Source organism: Robertmurraya mesotrionivorans (assembly GCF_050971805.1).
In the GTDB taxonomy this organism is placed as follows: Bacteria; Bacillota; Bacilli; order Bacillales; family Cytobacillaceae; genus Robertmurraya_A.
Map to the genome: position 1 here is coordinate 398,529 of NZ_JBPCCH010000003.1, position 15,513 is coordinate 414,041.

Annotated in this window: 14 protein-coding genes; 1 reads left to right on the forward strand and 13 read right to left on the reverse strand. The window is 38.8% G+C overall.

The features are described from left to right. Positions 1-3 precede the first annotated feature (3 nt). From ACRX5O_RS08270 to ACRX5O_RS08325, 12 genes are all read right to left on the reverse strand, one after another. Positions 4-1,473, reverse strand: a complete 1,470-nt coding sequence (locus ACRX5O_RS08270; RefSeq protein ID WP_433905491.1) for a UDP-N-acetylmuramoyl-L-alanyl-D-glutamate--2,6-diaminopimelate ligase — start codon at positions 1,471-1,473, stop codon at positions 4-6. 148 nt (positions 1,474-1,621) lie between these two features. After that, positions 1,622-3,571, reverse strand: coding sequence for a stage V sporulation protein D (locus tag ACRX5O_RS08275; protein WP_433905492.1), 1,950 nt, complete (start codon positions 3,569-3,571; stop codon positions 1,622-1,624). 97 nt (positions 3,572-3,668) lie between these two features. Then, positions 3,669-5,906, reverse strand: coding sequence for a penicillin-binding protein (locus ACRX5O_RS08280; RefSeq protein WP_433905493.1), 2,238 nt, complete (start codon positions 5,904-5,906; stop codon positions 3,669-3,671). Further along, positions 5,906-6,259, reverse strand: coding sequence for a cell division protein FtsL (gene ftsL, locus ACRX5O_RS08285; protein ID WP_119707451.1), 354 nt, complete (start codon positions 6,257-6,259; stop codon positions 5,906-5,908). The genes ACRX5O_RS08280 and ftsL overlap by 1 nt, the downstream gene beginning before the upstream one ends. A gap of 21 nt (positions 6,260-6,280) precedes the next feature. Continuing rightward, on the reverse strand, positions 6,281-7,213 hold the full coding sequence (gene rsmH / locus ACRX5O_RS08290; protein ID WP_433905494.1) for a 16S rRNA (cytosine(1402)-N(4))-methyltransferase RsmH: 933 nt from the start codon (positions 7,211-7,213) through the stop codon (positions 6,281-6,283). A 39-nt stretch (positions 7,214-7,252) separates the two neighbouring features. Continuing rightward, on the reverse strand, positions 7,253-7,684 hold the full coding sequence (mraZ, locus tag ACRX5O_RS08295) for a division/cell wall cluster transcriptional repressor MraZ (protein WP_251515898.1): 432 nt from the start codon (positions 7,682-7,684) through the stop codon (positions 7,253-7,255). A gap of 208 nt (positions 7,685-7,892) precedes the next feature. Next, the gene (gene bshC / locus ACRX5O_RS08300; protein WP_433905495.1) at positions 7,893-9,527 is read right to left on the reverse strand and encodes a bacillithiol biosynthesis cysteine-adding enzyme BshC; all 1,635 of its coding nucleotides are present in this window, start codon (positions 9,525-9,527) and stop codon (positions 7,893-7,895) included. 96 nt (positions 9,528-9,623) lie between these two features. Further along, the gene (locus tag ACRX5O_RS08305) at positions 9,624-10,013 is read right to left on the reverse strand and encodes a DUF3397 domain-containing protein (protein ID WP_433905496.1); all 390 of its coding nucleotides are present in this window, start codon (positions 10,011-10,013) and stop codon (positions 9,624-9,626) included. A gap of 2 nt (positions 10,014-10,015) precedes the next feature. After that, positions 10,016-10,918, reverse strand: a complete 903-nt coding sequence (locus ACRX5O_RS08310; RefSeq protein ID WP_433905497.1) for a 2-dehydropantoate 2-reductase — start codon at positions 10,916-10,918, stop codon at positions 10,016-10,018. 111 nt (positions 10,919-11,029) lie between these two features. Beyond that, positions 11,030-12,565 carry an acyl-CoA carboxylase subunit beta gene (locus ACRX5O_RS08315; RefSeq protein WP_433905498.1) on the reverse strand — a complete coding sequence of 512 codons (1,536 nt, stop codon included), beginning with the start codon at positions 12,563-12,565 and terminating at the stop codon, positions 11,030-11,032. A 37-nt stretch (positions 12,566-12,602) separates the two neighbouring features. Beyond that, the gene (locus ACRX5O_RS08320; RefSeq protein WP_433905499.1) at positions 12,603-12,815 is read right to left on the reverse strand and encodes an acetyl-CoA carboxylase biotin carboxyl carrier protein subunit; all 213 of its coding nucleotides are present in this window, start codon (positions 12,813-12,815) and stop codon (positions 12,603-12,605) included. A 15-nt stretch (positions 12,816-12,830) separates the two neighbouring features. Beyond that, entirely contained in the window at positions 12,831-14,165 is a 1,335-nt protein-coding gene (locus ACRX5O_RS08325; RefSeq protein WP_433905500.1) for an acetyl-CoA carboxylase biotin carboxylase subunit, read from the reverse strand. 240 nt (positions 14,166-14,405) lie between these two features. On the opposite strand from ACRX5O_RS08325, the gene ACRX5O_RS08330 reads away from it, so the two are divergent. After that, entirely contained in the window at positions 14,406-14,870 is a 465-nt protein-coding gene (locus tag ACRX5O_RS08330; protein WP_433905501.1) for an N-acetyltransferase, read from the forward strand. A 50-nt stretch (positions 14,871-14,920) separates the two neighbouring features. On the opposite strand, the gene ACRX5O_RS08335 is transcribed toward ACRX5O_RS08330, so the two are convergent. Continuing rightward, entirely contained in the window at positions 14,921-15,499 is a 579-nt protein-coding gene (locus ACRX5O_RS08335; RefSeq protein ID WP_433905502.1) for an RsfA family transcriptional regulator, read from the reverse strand. Positions 15,500-15,513 lie beyond the last annotated feature (14 nt).

The following is a 15,513-nucleotide window of genomic DNA, read 5'->3' on the forward strand; positions in this document are numbered from 1 at the left end:
GCTTTACGCTTTATTTTTTTCTAAAATAGCATCCTTTGCAACGAGTCTGTCGTCAAAATGGTGGATATCCTTGCCAATTTGCTGATATGTTTCATGACCTTTTCCAGCAATGAGGATAATATCATTTTTTTCGGCTTGGTTAATCGCCTCGTAAATCGCCTGTTTTCGATTTTCAATGACTTTATATTTTCTTCCTGAAACCCCTGTTTCCATCTCTTTTAGAATCGCAAACGGATCCTCACTTCTCGGATTATCAGAAGTAAAAATGGCTTCATCAGCATAATCACAAGCGATTCTTGCCATCAATGGTCTCTTTGTACGGTCGCGGTCCCCGCCGCAGCCAACGACCACATGAGTCTTCCCTACAGCAAATTCTTTAATGGTCTCAAGTGCGTTCTGCAAACTATCTGGTGTATGCGAGTAATCTACAATAACAGTAAAATTTTGCCCTGCATCGACTAGTTCAAATCGTCCTGCTACACCTTCCATGATGCTTAAAGCGTCTGTTATAACAGATAATGGAATTCCAAGTGCCATTGCTGCACCTATAGCCGCGAGTACATTATATACATTAAATTTCCCAACAAGTTTGATCGTCACGTTAGAGGAACCGATTGGAGTAACTAATAAGAAAGTGGTTCCTTTTGCTGACATGGAAATATTAGTTGCTTTAATATCTGCATCATGCCGAATTCCATATGTTAGGATATGTGCCGAAGTGGAATGTGCGTACTGCTCACTAGCCTCATCATCTGCATTTAGTACAGCATATTTCGGTTGATTGAGTGTAAATTTATTCCCTAGCTGGGCAAACAATAAACCTTTTGCTCTCTTATACTCCTCCATCGAACCATGAAAATCTAAATGATCCTGTGATAAATTTGTAAACACAGCAACATCGAAGTCCGTACCATGAACTCTCCCTTCCACTAGCGCATGAGAGGAAACCTCCATAACAGCACAATCAACTTGCTTTTCTATCATTTGATGAAAGATGTTCTGTAAAGTTAAGCTTTCAGGAGTGGTATTTTTTGTTTCAAGAACATCTTCACCAATTTTCGTATACATGGTCCCAATTAGCCCGGTTTTCTTTCCTGCCTCTTTCAGAATATGGTCGATAATATGACTCGTTGTTGTTTTCCCGTTTGTCCCGGTGATTCCAACAACTTTCATTTTCTGACTTGGCTGTCCATAAAAAGCATCTGCTATAACTGCCATTGCACGTTTTGTATCTTTTACAATTACAACAGGTACGCCCACTTGTAACGGTCTTTCTGCTATAACGGCTACCGCACCAGACTTCACCGCATTCTCAGCAAAATCATGACCATCGACAGTAAAGCCTTTTATACAAATAAATAAACTACCTTCTGTTACTTTACGATTGTCATTATGTATGTGTAATATGTCTGGATTTTCACCCTCGAAAGGAACAAGCGGTTGAAGGTGATTGACCAGTGTATGTAGTTTCATTTCCTCAAATCCTCTCATAATTTAACCTACTTCCAAAAAAAAGCATGCGCCTATCTATTTTACATGAAGTTACCCTTTTTCGCTATTCTATAATGTAGCATTTTGAAAAGACGGCGAAAAAACTTCGCCGCCTACACACTGAATCAGTCTATTCTTCTGTCTCTTTCTCGTCTTCTTTCTGTTCCACATTATCAAAATACAATCGAATAGTTGATCCTTCTTTTAACTTTACCCCTGCTTCCGGTGTCTGTTTTACAACTACATTACCTTCTCCGGAGGTTTCGATTTTTAGATTAACAAATAAATCGCCAAGTTCTGTTTTGGTCATACCAACTACATCAGGAACCTCAATCATTGGTACATCTGGCCACTTGTACTCTTTTTCTAGCTGACCCTTTCTTGGTTCTACTCCTAAAGCTCTCAAACTATCACCCATAATGCTGCCTACGATTGGTGCTGAAACCACTCCCCCGAACTGTGTAGTTCCCTTAGGATTGTCAACAGCCACATACACAACGAGTTGCGGGTCGTCCGCTGGCGCAAATCCAATAAAAGAAACGATATGATTATTTTCCATATACCTTCCATCCTTTACCTTTTGCGCTGTTCCTGTTTTACCACCAACTCGATAGCCTTCAACAAAGGCTCTTCCACCTGAACCTTGTGCCACAACACTTTCAAGAGCGTATCGAATTTTCTCTGAGGTTTCTTCTGAAATTACCTTTCGTTTCGCTACTGGTGACTTTTTCATTACGACTTCACCGGTTCGCGGATCAACTAATTCCTTCGCAATATATGGGGTGTATAACGTACCACCGTTAATTGCTGCCGATATCGCAGCAACCTGTTGAATTGGTGTAACTGATACCCCTTGACCAAATGCAGTCGTAGCTAATTCCACTGGTCCGACTCGATCTAGATTAAATAAGATTCCTTTTCCTTCTCCTTGTAAGTCAATTCCTGTTTTCTGTCCAAATCCAAAATCCTTTATATACTTAAATAATGTATCTTTCCCGAGACTTTCACCTAATTGAACAAAACCTGGGTTACAGGAATTTTGCACAACCTCCAAATAGGTTTGCGATCCATGTCCCCCTCGTTTCCAGCATCTTAGCGTCGCTCCACCAACCTTGACCGATCCAGAGTCATGAAAGTGATCATTCTCTAAATCTACTTTCCCCTCTTCAAGTGCAGCTGCTAGTGTAATAACCTTAAAGGTAGACCCAGGTTCATACGTACTCCAAACAGGGAGATTTCGGTTATACACTTCAGGATTTACCTCCTGGAACTCAGCTGGATCAAACCCCGGCCGGCTTGACATAGCCAAAATCTCTCCGGTATTCGGGTCCATAGCAATGGCTATCATACCGTCAGGATTATATTGTGCCTGCGCATTATCTAACTCTCTTTCTACTATTGTTTGTACCTTTGAATCAATGGTTAGTTTTAAATCTAATCCATCCACAGGAGCCTCATAGTCATCTGCCATATCATTCATTCTTTGTCCTTTGGCATTTGCATAGAATTTTACAGAACCTTCTTCCCCCATGAGCTCTTTGTCATAAACAGCTTCTAAGCCTGTTAACCCCTGATTATCACTTCCAGCAAAACCGAGAACATGGGAGAGGTAATTACCAAACGGATAGTGACGCTTAGAATCTTCCCCGATATAGACACCTTCTATGTTCAAATCGCGGACTTCATTTGCCTTTTCATGGGTAATTTTTCTACCTTCATTAACTCTTACGATGGAAGCTGATTTGGTCACATATTGGTACGCCTTCTCTTTTGAAAAGTTTAAAACTGCAGCTAGCTGCTCTGCTGTTTTCGCAGGATCCTTCACCTGTCTTGGCACTACATAAACGGTCGGTGCACTTTTATTTGTAGCGAGTGCAACACCGTTACGATCGACAATTTCACCACGCTCGGGTTCAAAAGGAATATTCCGACTCCAAAGATCTTTCGCTCCATCGGTTAAAATATTTCCTAAGGCAAATTGTACATACCCTAGCCTTACATCAATAATAAAGAAAATGAGAAACCCTACTAAAAGTGAGATCGTTAGTCTTTTTCGTACTGTAACATTTGACACTCGCATCTTCGTTAGAACCTCCTAACAACATATATGGCTCGTTCCACTATATGCTTGTACCAAAAAAAATAGAACGCACAAGCATTACTTGTACGTTCTAAGCTTATTCTGATTCCACTTCTTCTGCTTGTTCTTCTGTGCCTTCCTCGGTTTCTTTCTCAGTTTCCTCAGAAGCATCATCACCAAGCTTAGCTTCTTCTTCTGTCGGTGCCTTCAGGTGAATCACTAAATGATCACCCGCTGCTACAACACTTCCTACACTTATATTTTGTTTTGTCACATAGCCGCTCCCAGTTGTACTTAGTTGTAAATTAGCAAGCGAGGCAATCTTAACAACATCTCTTAAGGACCATCCTGTAACATCTGGCATCGTTAAATCGCCGTCTGTTACAACGAATACCTTTTCTCCAGCGAGTATTTTCTCTCCCGCTTGTGGAGATTGTGCAATTACGTTTGTTCCATTCCCAATAACAATGGTATGAGCTCCAAAACTTTTCACTTGCTCTTCGGACTCTCCAACGTTTTTATTTAGAAAATCTGGAACAGTAATTGGCTCTACCTCTTTTTGCTCAGCTGGTTCAATATTTAAATACTGAAGACTATTTTTCATAACAGGATTAAAAATCATTGAAACTGGTATAGATCCCTCTGAATAATGGTCTACTTTCGGCTGTTGTACTGCAACATAAATAATTAATCGCGGGTCATCTGCAGGTGCCATTCCTAAAAAAGAAAAGACATAGTCATTTTTCCCGTTTAAGTACTTACCATTTTGGGTCATACTCGCAGTACCTGTTTTCCCAGCAACTTGATATCCTTCAATATTATATCGGTTATACCCGGTTCCCTTCGGAGAACTAACCACTGTCTCTAGATACTCAAGAACCTGGTTGGCGGTTTCCTTTGAGATCGGTGTTCCGACAACTTCTGTTTCTGTTTGCTTAATCGTCTTTCCTGACGCTGGATCTACAATCTTATCAATAACATGGGGTCTCACCATTTTACCGCCGTTTGCTATAGCAGTAGCTGCTTGGATTTGCTGAATTGGTGTAATGGCTGTACCTTGTCCATATCCTGTTGTAATTTTATCGATTGGGTATTGGTAAACAATCTTTCCACTCGTTTCGTTTGGAAGATCAATTCCTGTTGGCTGATCAAATCCAAACTTCGTTAAATACTCTCGAAACGTATCATAACCGATCTTTTCCTTTACAAGCTTAGCAAATGCTACATTCGAAGATCTTTGTAATCCTTCTAAGTAGGAAATTGTACCCCACCCGCTACCATTATGGTCGTGAATCCTTTGCGAATTTTCCGTTGGTTTATATGAACCTGATTGGTACCCCTCGTTCGGATTGAAAACTCCCTCCTGTACAGCCGCAGCAAGTGTAAAAATTTTCATTGTTGATCCTGGTTCAAATGAGTTTTCGATCACCTCATTGTGCCAGGTGTCGGAGATTCCTTCTCTTGTTGTTGGATGAAACGTTGGTCTTTGCGCCATCGCTAAAATTTTACCGGTCTTTGGATCAGCTACTACCGCGACCATTTTAGCTGGATCATACTGTTCATCCACTTTGTTCATAGCATCCTCAAGAAGAGTCTGGATCTTTTTATCGAGTGTTAAATAAATATCATATCCATCTTTAGCCGCTGTTACATTTTCCTGACCGCCGGGTAGGATATACCCCCAAAAGTCACCAGGGTAATTTACTTTCCCGTTAATTCCGGTTAATTCCTCGTTCATTGATTTTTCAATTCCAAGCTGCCCAACCGTTTGATTCGTTTCTTCATCGACATCAACATAGCCAACTACGTGAGAGGAAAAAATGCCGTTTGGATAAAAACGCTTTGATCCACGTATAAATGTTATTCCTGGAAGTTTCAGATTCTCAATTTCTGTTTTTACTTGAATTGAAATATCTCTACCCTTCGTTCCGAACTCTACCTGCTTAGCACCCTCTTTAGATAGAATTCTATAAATCTCTGATTCTTCTAAATCAATTACCTTTGACAGCTCTCTGGCCGTCTTTTCTTTGTCAACAACATGCCTTGGATTTTTAGGGTTGGTGGTTAATGTTTCATCCAGAATCGCAACTAACTTGAAGGAAGCTGTATCTTCTGCAATCACTTCACCATTGTTGTCATAAATCGTTCCTCTTGTAGCCTCAATCGTTGCCTCTTTCTCATACTTTTGCTTAGCTAAAGCAGACAAATTCTGCCCGTGCACTTCTCCTGTTGCCAAAATCGTTACATACCGAAAAATTAAGACAAAAAAGAGCAGGCTAAATATTATAAATAATATCGCTGCTCCCACATTCATATTGGGCTGTTTCTTTGTCATTACTCCTGCACAACCTTAACATTATTGTCATTAAGCTTTAATCCAAGCTTTTCTGCCATGCTGCGGATTCGATCTGGAGTGCTTAACTCACCCACTTGCATTCTCAAATCATTATTAATCTTCTGTTGGTCCTCTAATTTAACAGAGGTATTTTGTATATCCTTATTTAATTCATAAATCGCCGCTTGATTTGAGATAATATGTACGGCACCAAAGCATAGAGCGGCACAAAAAGTGACACCAAGGATTTTCTCTCCAGGAGACAACCATGAGTTGGTCTTTCTTACCTTTTGAGGTGCTTGTACGGTTTGTTGCTGCTGTTCCTGCTGAAGCTTCCTTGCTAAGTTACTCATCCTATTCCCTCCTAGATAGGTTTACAACTTTTCGGCAACACGTAGCTTTGCCGAACGTGCTCGATTATTATGTTCTAATTCTTCTTCTGATGGCACAATTGGTTTTCTCGTAATTAACTTTAGTTCTGGTTTGTACTCATCCGGGATAATAGGCAATCCTTTTGGAAGGTCTGGTGTTTCACTAGCCTTCTTAAATATCACCTTACAAATTCGGTCCTCTAATGAGTGGAAAGTAATGACACTAATTCTTCCACCAGGGTTTAGTAAATCCATCGCTTGATTTAACGAATCTTCAAATACACCTAGTTCGTCATTAACTGCAATTCGGATTGCTTGAAAAATTCGTTTAGCTGGATGTCCACCTTTTCTTCGAGCCGGAGCCGGTATTCCCTCTTTGATCAAGTCCACTAGCTCACCTGTTGTTGAAATCGGCTTTATTTCTCTTGCCGCCTCAATTTTCCTAGCAATTTGTTTGGAGAATTTCTCTTCTCCATATTTAAAAAATATTTTTACTAGCTCTTCAAAACTCCAGGAATTAATAACGTCATATGCGGAGAGGTCTGCCTGTTGATCCATTCTCATGTCTAAAGGGGCATCATGGTGATAACTAAATCCTCGTTCCGGTGTGTCTAATTGTGGGGAGGAAACGCCTAAATCATAAAGAACTCCATCAACCTTTTCAATCCCTCGCTTGTGTAATTCCTCTTGTAGGTATCGAAAATTACTTTTTACAATTGTTAATTGCCCTTCATATGCAGCTAATTTTTCCTTTGCATTTTCAATGGCAACGTCATCTTGGTCAAAGGCAAATAATCTTCCTTCCTTTGACAACTTTGATAGGATAAGCGCGCTATGCCCCGCTCCACCCATTGTACAGTCCACATATATACCATCTGGTTTAATATTGAGTCCATCAACAGTTTCGTGCAAAAGCACGGTAGTATGTTCAAACATTGTTGTCCACCTTTCGAATTACGCCCATGAATAGAATCCTTAAATATCAAATCCAATCATATTCTCTGCAATTTCAGCAAAAGATTGCTCGGATTCTGTAAAGTATTCTTCCCATAATGTCTTACTCCAAATTTCAATTCGGTTTGAGACTCCGAGAACGACGCATTCTTTTTCAAGCTTTGCGTATTGCATTAGTGGAGTAGCAATGTTTATTCTTCCTTGTTTATCCACTTCACATTCAGTCGCACCTGAGAAGAAAAACCGGGTAAATGCACGAGCGTCTTTTTTAGTTAATGGTAACCCTTTGAGCTTTTCCTCAATCTGATCCCATTCACTAAGAGGATAACCAAATAAACATTGATCTAAGCCGCGTGTTAACACAAAGGTTTCTCCTAAGTGTTCACGGAACTTTGCAGGCACAATTAAACGTCCCTTCGTATCAACATTATGATGGTATTCACCCATAAACATGCCCGCTACCCCCACTCTCTACCCTAAATGTACCACAATCCCCCACTTTCCTCCACATGTTTTTATAAATTCTCCCCCCACTGTTATTTTCCTGCAAAAATAGAATGAGAATGATTCCTCTTTTTCTTATAAAAACTTTTAAAATCATATAAAAATTTATAAAAACCGACAAAAAAGACCTTATCATAACGACAAGGTCTTTCCTAGTTTATAATTTTACCACTTGGTGACTTCCATCAAACAAATACGGTTGTGTTAATAATTCATCAATAAACGAGAGTCCGTACTGGTTAAGAAAATAAAAGAGGTTCCACATTCTTTCTTGCGGTGAACCCGATGGCTTCAGTTTACGTTCGATTCGATTGTATTTTTCTATAGCCACTTCATGCTTTTGTAGTAACGCAAGTTCAAGTCGATTTTCCATAAAATCGATTTGCTTTAAAAGTAAGCTTTCATTTTTTTTCAACAACGGAAGCATGCCTTTATAGTGCTGCTCTGTCTTTCTCTCGATTTCCATGTAGTTTTTGACTAACTGGTCTTTTGTTTGAGTAAACAATGTCTGGAAACTACTGTCACGGTTGGCATCTAGAAATAATTCCTTTTGTTTTCCCGTTCCAGCAGTTAGAACGTCTTCTAACTTTAACCCTAGTTCTTCCATGTCTGAGCTCACATTTCGTTCAATCAAACTAATGTTTAGCCGCGGAACAATCGGAGGCATTTTCATATCAAAATGCTCAAACACTTCCTTTAATTCAGCCCAGTAAGCAATCTCTCCTGGTCCTGCAATAAACGCTAATGTCGGAAACAAGCACTCTTGCATAAGAGGTCTCGTCACGACATTATTGCTTAAGCGTTCAGGAAACTCACTAGCAATTTCTAACATTTCATCATATGAAAAAGAGACAGAACCAGACGCGCCTACAAATTGTTGTTGCTGTGGAATATAATCTAATAAAATTCTCTCATGAGAAACTTCATCGTAATAAAAGAGGTTTGCACAAAGATCATTTATCACAATCGTTTGTGTCATTCCTATGCCTTCAAGTTCTTGCTGCTTCTTTTTTACCTTTTCAGTGATCTCTTTTGTACTTTTAATTTGATTAATAAAATATTCTTTTTCCAGCTTTCTTAATCCCTTATCACCGGAATCAACGATAAGTAATCCATAATCTTTAAACAAGCTCATCGTAATATGTGCAAAAAAGTCAACAAACGTTACTGACTTTTCAATAGCAGCATCCACAAATTGAAGCAGGGATTTCGTGTGTTCCGTCTCCCCATAGGAGGAGATGATGTCAGTAACCCAATTCTTTAAAACATCCTTCTTGATGTCAATATTGGTAACCATTCGTTTATCAAGAACCTTCTCAGGGTACATTGACTTTTCAAGTTGATTGTCTTTTTCTACAAAAATATGATTCACTTCATCATAGTCGTGGTCCTCACCTGCTATCCAGAAAACCGGAACAACCGGAACAGACAGTTCTGCTTCCTGCTTCTTAGCAAATAAAATAATAGAGAGGATTTTATGTATACTGTATAGAGGTCCGGTTAAGATACCTGCTTGTTGTCCCCCAATGACCACCACGCTATCCGGGTTCCTTAGTTTAGAAATTGATGCAACAACCTCATTCGAACTAGGGAACTTACTCATGTACTCCCCAATATAGTCAGCAAGCTCTTCCCTTTTAAAGCTTATATTTTCTAAATCCTTTACTCTTTTCCTATAGCTCTCTGTTTCTTGAAATTGATAATGAAATAACGGACGTATGAATGAATTCCCAGTACTATAATCGGTAGCAAACTGATTCGTTGATGGGAGAAAGAGATTAACCATCTCCATTTATGTACTTCCTTTCTCTTTACAGTATTTCTAATCTTCAGTATAGCACTGTGTTTATGGAAAATAAAAACCTTTGCATTTTCATCATGCATTCGTTCACGAAATAGATTTTGTCACGCTTAAAAAGATACCTACGCATATTAATATGATATAGGCAGAAAAAAACAATAAGAAATTAAACCTCCAAAATCCCCGAAACACTTTTTTCAAATCAACTTCTTCATTTAATTTGTACTGAAGGAGTAAAGATAGAATGGCCATGGCAATCATTAAAATAAGAATAAGCCACAATAATGAAAAGTCCCAGATTGTAACAATAAGATAATGAACAGAAAGGATAAAAAGTACTGTAGTGATATCCAAAGCAAGATGAACTGCTTTTCTATGTTTTTTTGTAATCTGTTTAGCAATAACAAAGACAACAAAATACCCTATAATTGGAACGGTCACTAATGTGGCAAATACTGTAGCAAAAAAGCTTCCCATTTTTACATCCCCTCCTCCTTTATTTCTTTGCCTTTAATGCAATGATAATAGGCTAAAGTGAGCGGCACTTTTATTTCCTTCCTTTGTGCTTCCTCAAGAACGTACCCGAGAATGGCATCAATTTCTGTTCTTCTATCATTTTTTAAATCCTTAAGCATAGACGACTCGTTTTTTGCTGTATTTTTACACACATGAACAAGGTTTTCATAATATGTATGGCGGTCTAAACTTAGTGCAAGACAAACCTCATCAAACAACTGTTCAAATAGCATTTGATAGTATTTATTTGTTAAAAGACTTCCATTGGTAACACCTAATATAGCTGTTAAAGGATTTATTACCGCATTCACAACGAGCTTTTTCGTTAGCATGACCATGTATTCCTGTTCGAATTGAGCCGGAAAATTCATTATGGACTGTAAGATAAGCTCATCAAGAATCCACCGGTCTCCTTCAACCGTTCGAAATATTGCTAGTTTCGTAACCCCTATACCTGTATGACTCACCGTATGGTTATTTACTCTTAATGCTCCATGCTCAACAGAACCTATAAATAGGGACCTTGTATTTATTTTTTTCAGAAGAGATACATGTCCCATTCCATTCTGAACAAACAATAATGGTAAGTTGGGAGGAAAAGTTAGGTCCTTTATTATTTCATCTAACATATATTCCTTCACACAAAGAATCACAAGTTCAATTCCGGTTTCGTCCCATTGACTAATCGGTCGAACGTTTATTGGCAAACAAATAGATTCTTCACCACTTTTCCTTACCAAACCATTCGTACGTATACTTTCGCTCTGATCCTCTGACCTCGTGTAAAGGATTACATCATTTTCTTCTTGTAAGTAAGAAGAAAACAAAAGACCTACAGCTCCACCGCCAATGATCGCAATTTTCATTCTATCTACCTCGATGCGTCAATATTACTATTAGTTTACCAGAACTATTTGAAAGAAGGTATTAGAAAGGTCATTCGTATCAAAAAAGACCTCCGGAAGAGAGGTCTTTACTCACACAGGATACACCGGATGCTTTCTCGTACTAAATACAACATCCTTTGTTTCATATATAGAAAATCTTTGAATCAACACCTGGCGCAAATCATTCGCTCCTACAACGTCATCCACGATTAATTCAGAAGCTAATTTATAAATATCAATATGCTCTTTATATTCCTCATGCTTCTCTTTCACAAAGGCTAACCGCTCCTTAGGATCAGAGATTTCATTAATTTTATTCGAGTACACTGCGTTTACCGCAGCCTCCGGACCCATGACGGCAATTTGAGCTGTTGGTAACGCAACACAATAATCAGGTTCAAATGCGGGACCAGCCATCGCGTATAATCCAGCACCATAAGCTTTCCTAACTATGACGGAGATTTTTGGAACAGTAGCTGAACTCATGGCGGCAATTAATTTTGCACCGTGACGAATAATTCCAGCCCTTTCTACTTTTGTACCAATCATAAAGCCTGGAACATCCGCTAAAAATAATAATGGGATATGAAATGCGTCGCATAATTGAATGAACTTTGCTCCTTTATCAGCTGAATCAATAAATAAGACTCCACCCTTTACCTTTGGCTGATTGGCTATAATACCTATAACCCTACCATTCATCCTTGCCAATCCGGTAATAAGTTCGCTTGCAAACAGCTTTTTTATTTCAAAGAAGCTTCCCTCATCGACCAATGTGTCAATACAGTCATACATATTAAATGGTGCATTTTGATTTGAGGGTATGATCTCCTCCAGATGCTTTTCAAATTTTGCATCCACGGCTTTGATTATGCTTGGCACTACCTGATAGTTTTGCGGGAAGTATTGTAAATAGATAATAGCCTTTTCAATTGCATCCTCTTCACTTTGAGCGAGTACATCCCCACAGCCGCTGACTGAACAATGCATCCTTGCTCCACCCATCTCCTCTAATGTAACCTTTTCCCCAATAACCTTTTCTGCCATACGTGGTGACCCAAGGTACATCGAGGCATTTCCATCGACCATAATCACAATATCACAAAACGCAGGAATATACGCTCCACCTGCTGCAGATGGACCAAACAAAATACAAATTTGAGGGATCATCCCTGATAGTTTTACTTGATTATGAAATATTTTCCCTGCACCCCGACGATTTGGAAACATGTCAAGTTGATCAGTAATCCGAGCCCCTGCTGAATCGACCAAGTACAAAAGTGGAACCTTTAATTTCTCAGCCACTTCCTGAATTCGTATAATCTTTTCTACCGTTCTAGCTCCCCATGAACCAGCTTTCACAGTGGAGTCATTGGCCATGACACAAACTGTCCTCCCCTTTATCTTCCCTAAAGCTGTAATGACACCATCTGCTGGAAGGTCCTCCTTTTGACAATTGGCAAACTTTCCATCCTCCTCATAAATGCCATCATCGAATAAAAGCTCTAATCTCTTTCTGACAAAAAGCTTTTTTTGTTCCTCAAGTTTCTCATGATATTTCTTGTGACCACCTTCTTCAATCTTCCTAATTCTTTCCCCTAATTGTTCCGAAAAATGCTTCTCCATCTTTATCCCTCCTCGGCCGGTTAATGGAATTGCCCCTTTATTCCAGTACGATTAATACGTCCCCTTCATTAACAAAATCACCCTCAGCGACCTTTATCTCCTTCACTCTTCCTGCTTCTTGACTTTCCACAGGAATTTCCATTTTCATTGATTCAAGGATAGCAATTTCTTGGTTGTTTTCTACTTGATCACCAACTGATATGTTGATTTGAAGAATTGTCCCCGCCATTGTAGAAGTAATTCGTAACATAAAAACTCCCCCTTGTTAGTTAAATCTTTTTACTGATAAGTAATTAGTAAAATACTTGCCGATCTTAAAGTCAGTGTCGTTTAAAATATGCTTAAATAATGGAGCATTGGTTTTTATTCCTTGTAATTGAAGTTGGTTAAAAAAACTTGATGCTTTCTCAATAGCCTCATCTCTATTTTCCCCATGAACAATACATTTCGCGATCATTGGATCATAAAAAGGAGTTACTGCTACACCCTTTTTATATCCAAAGTCCACTCTCGTATCACCCTTCCCCCAATCCAATACCTCAATATGCCCCGGTGAAGGCATAAAGGTCACAGGGTCTTCTGCATATAATCGAAACTCAATGGCATGCCCTTTTGATTCCAGCTCCTCCTGCTTATACGGCAATGTTTCTCCCCTCGCCACGAGAATTTGCCATTCTACAAGATCTATGCCAGTAATGGCTTCTGTAACCGGGTGCTCTACTTGTAATCTCGTATTCATCTCAAGGAAATAAAAATTCTCCTCCTCATCGACGATAAATTCTACTGTTCCAGCATTCTCATACCCTACTGCTTTCGCTGCCCGGACAGCCGCCTGAAGCATTTTCTCTTTAGCACCCTCTGATAAAAATGGAGAAGGTGATTCTTCTACAACCTTTTGATGACGACGCTGAATCGAACAATCCCTTTCGAATAAATGAACGATATTCCCTGCTTTGTCACCAAAGATCTGGACTTCTATATGGCGTGCATATTGTATGTACTTTTCAACATATACTTTCTCATTTGCAAAATAAGTTTTTGCTCTTTTTTTGGTAGTTTCCAGGTTTTTTCGTAGAGTTTTTTCGTCCTCGCACCTAACCATTCCGATTCCACCACCACCTCCACTTGCTTTTAAAATCACAGGATAACCTATAGAATTTGCTGCTGCTACTGCCTCTTCTTCTGTCGTAAGTTCTTCATTACTGCCAGGTACAACAGAAATCCCTGCTTCCAACATCTTTTCACGTGAAAGAATTTTATCTCCCATCATTTGTATGGTTTTGGAATTCGGTCCAATAAAAATAATACCCTCTTTTCTAATTTCTTCGGCAAAGCTAGCATTTTCAGATAAGAATCCATACCCCGGATGAACAGCGTCTACCTTCTCTTTTTTAGCTATCTCTAATATTACTTTTTGATTCATATATGACTTTCCGACAGGAGCTTCACCGATTCGATATGAGGTTGTTGCCTCGGATACAAAAGGTAAATCCTTGTCCGCGTCTGAATAAATAGCAATGGTTTGTATACCCATTTTGCTGCATGTTTTAATAATTCTTGAAGCTATCTCTCCTCGATTAGCAATTAGAATCTTTTGCATCATTGTTCCCCTTTCTAAATGAAGCATCTAAAATCATTTCTTCATAAGCATGCCAATTTCCTTCTAATTTTGAAAGCGTTTTCTCGAATATTAAGCAGAATTTTTCGTTAATTTGTTATATAATTAAAGCAATTCTAGTTCATATGCAGTAGTGAAGATTCCATTCATGTTTATTCAAGGGGAAATAAACTTATACAAAATAAAACGAATTTCACTGCAACAAGACAAGGGGGAAGGTATATGGGGTACAAGGTTGAAAAACTAAAAGTTAATTATAAAACGCTAGAAGAGTTTAAAAAGTTTAAGGAATATGGATTACAAGAGCTCTCGATGGTAGAGGATTTAGAGGCAAACATTATAGAGAACGATAGTGAATCTCCGTTTTATGGAATTTATTTTGGAGATAAGCTTGTAGCACGAATGAGCTTGTATCAAGTGGACGCTAAATACAACCGCTACTTTGAACCACCTTGTGACTATTTAGAGCTTTGGAAGCTTGAAGTTTTACCAGATTACCAGCACAAAGGGTACGGTTATGCCTTAGTAGCATTTGCGAAGAATATCGGGCTTCCGATTAAGACAAACCCGAGAGTAAATTCAAGAGACTTTTGGATTCATATGGGCTTCCAACCAGTTGAATACGATCTTGGACGGGACTTTGGAGAAAATCCATTAATCTGGTCAAGCGATTTGGAAAAGGAATAATAGTGAACAAATTAAAAAGCGGACATTTGTCCGCTTTATCTGTTTGTTATTTATTTTTTCTGCCGATCTTCTTCGTGTAAAACAACCATCTTTCTAGCTCTCTCCATAATATCTATAAGCGCTTTATAATCTTGTTCAATAAGCTTTAGTTCCTTTTCAAGCTTCTCATTTTCTGCTGCTAAATAATAAAGCTGTTTTTCTAACTCTTGAATGTGCTTTTTATAGTTCTCATGTTCTTCCCTTTGACTTGAATCTGCTTTTTCGTACAGTTCCTTTAAGAAAGCAACAAGATCATTGAATTCTATTTGATAGGAGCGTGTCTGCGGTACTTCGACTGCAGGTTGCTCAGTTAAAGCACTTTCTTCCAAATCCTCAAATTCACTTGGAGCAATAGCATTCTTCTTTAGTTCTTTTCTCTGTTTTTTTGCTATTTCAATTCCAGATTTGTATTGCTTACGTACGTATGAATTCCATCTGAATCCACAAGCAGCAGCGGTTCTTGAAAGCTGTTTTCCTACTTCCTCGAATGCTTGCAGCTGTGTTCCACCTTCTCTAATATTACGTAAAACTACTTCAGCAAGTAGCAAATCTTCATCTTGTGACCAAGCATCTTGACGATTTGTTGGCATTGTCAAATCCCTCC

What these genes read in the sequence shown, in the direction of transcription:
- ACRX5O_RS08270 (WP_433905491.1), bottom strand. Translation starts at nt 1,473, where the DNA reads ATGAAACTACATACACTGGTCAATCACCTTCAACCGCTTGTTCCTTTC.
- ACRX5O_RS08275 (WP_433905492.1), bottom strand. Translation starts at nt 3,571, where the DNA reads ATGCGAGTGTCAAATGTTACAGTACGAAAAAGACTAACGATCTCACTT.
- ACRX5O_RS08280 (WP_433905493.1), bottom strand. Translation starts at nt 5,906, where the DNA reads ATGACAAAGAAACAGCCCAATATGAATGTGGGAGCAGCGATATTATTT.
- ftsL (WP_119707451.1), bottom strand. Translation starts at nt 6,259, where the DNA reads ATGAGTAACTTAGCAAGGAAGCTTCAGCAGGAACAGCAGCAACAAACC.
- rsmH (WP_433905494.1), bottom strand. Translation starts at nt 7,213, where the DNA reads ATGTTTGAACATACTACCGTGCTTTTGCACGAAACTGTTGATGGACTC.
- mraZ (WP_251515898.1), bottom strand. Translation starts at nt 7,684, where the DNA reads ATGTTTATGGGTGAATACCATCATAATGTTGATACGAAGGGACGTTTA.
- bshC (WP_433905495.1), bottom strand. Translation starts at nt 9,527, where the DNA reads ATGGAGATGGTTAATCTCTTTCTCCCATCAACGAATCAGTTTGCTACC.
- ACRX5O_RS08305 (WP_433905496.1), bottom strand. Translation starts at nt 10,013, where the DNA reads ATGGGAAGCTTTTTTGCTACAGTATTTGCCACATTAGTGACCGTTCCA.
- ACRX5O_RS08310 (WP_433905497.1), bottom strand. Translation starts at nt 10,918, where the DNA reads ATGAAAATTGCGATCATTGGCGGTGGAGCTGTAGGTCTTTTGTTTTCT.
- ACRX5O_RS08315 (WP_433905498.1), bottom strand. Translation starts at nt 12,565, where the DNA reads ATGGAGAAGCATTTTTCGGAACAATTAGGGGAAAGAATTAGGAAGATT.
- ACRX5O_RS08320 (WP_433905499.1), bottom strand. Translation starts at nt 12,815, where the DNA reads ATGTTACGAATTACTTCTACAATGGCGGGGACAATTCTTCAAATCAAC.
- ACRX5O_RS08325 (WP_433905500.1), bottom strand. Translation starts at nt 14,165, where the DNA reads ATGCAAAAGATTCTAATTGCTAATCGAGGAGAGATAGCTTCAAGAATT.
- ACRX5O_RS08330 (WP_433905501.1), top strand. Translation starts at nt 14,406, where the DNA reads ATGGGGTACAAGGTTGAAAAACTAAAAGTTAATTATAAAACGCTAGAA.
- ACRX5O_RS08335 (WP_433905502.1), bottom strand. Translation starts at nt 15,499, where the DNA reads ATGCCAACAAATCGTCAAGATGCTTGGTCACAAGATGAAGATTTGCTA.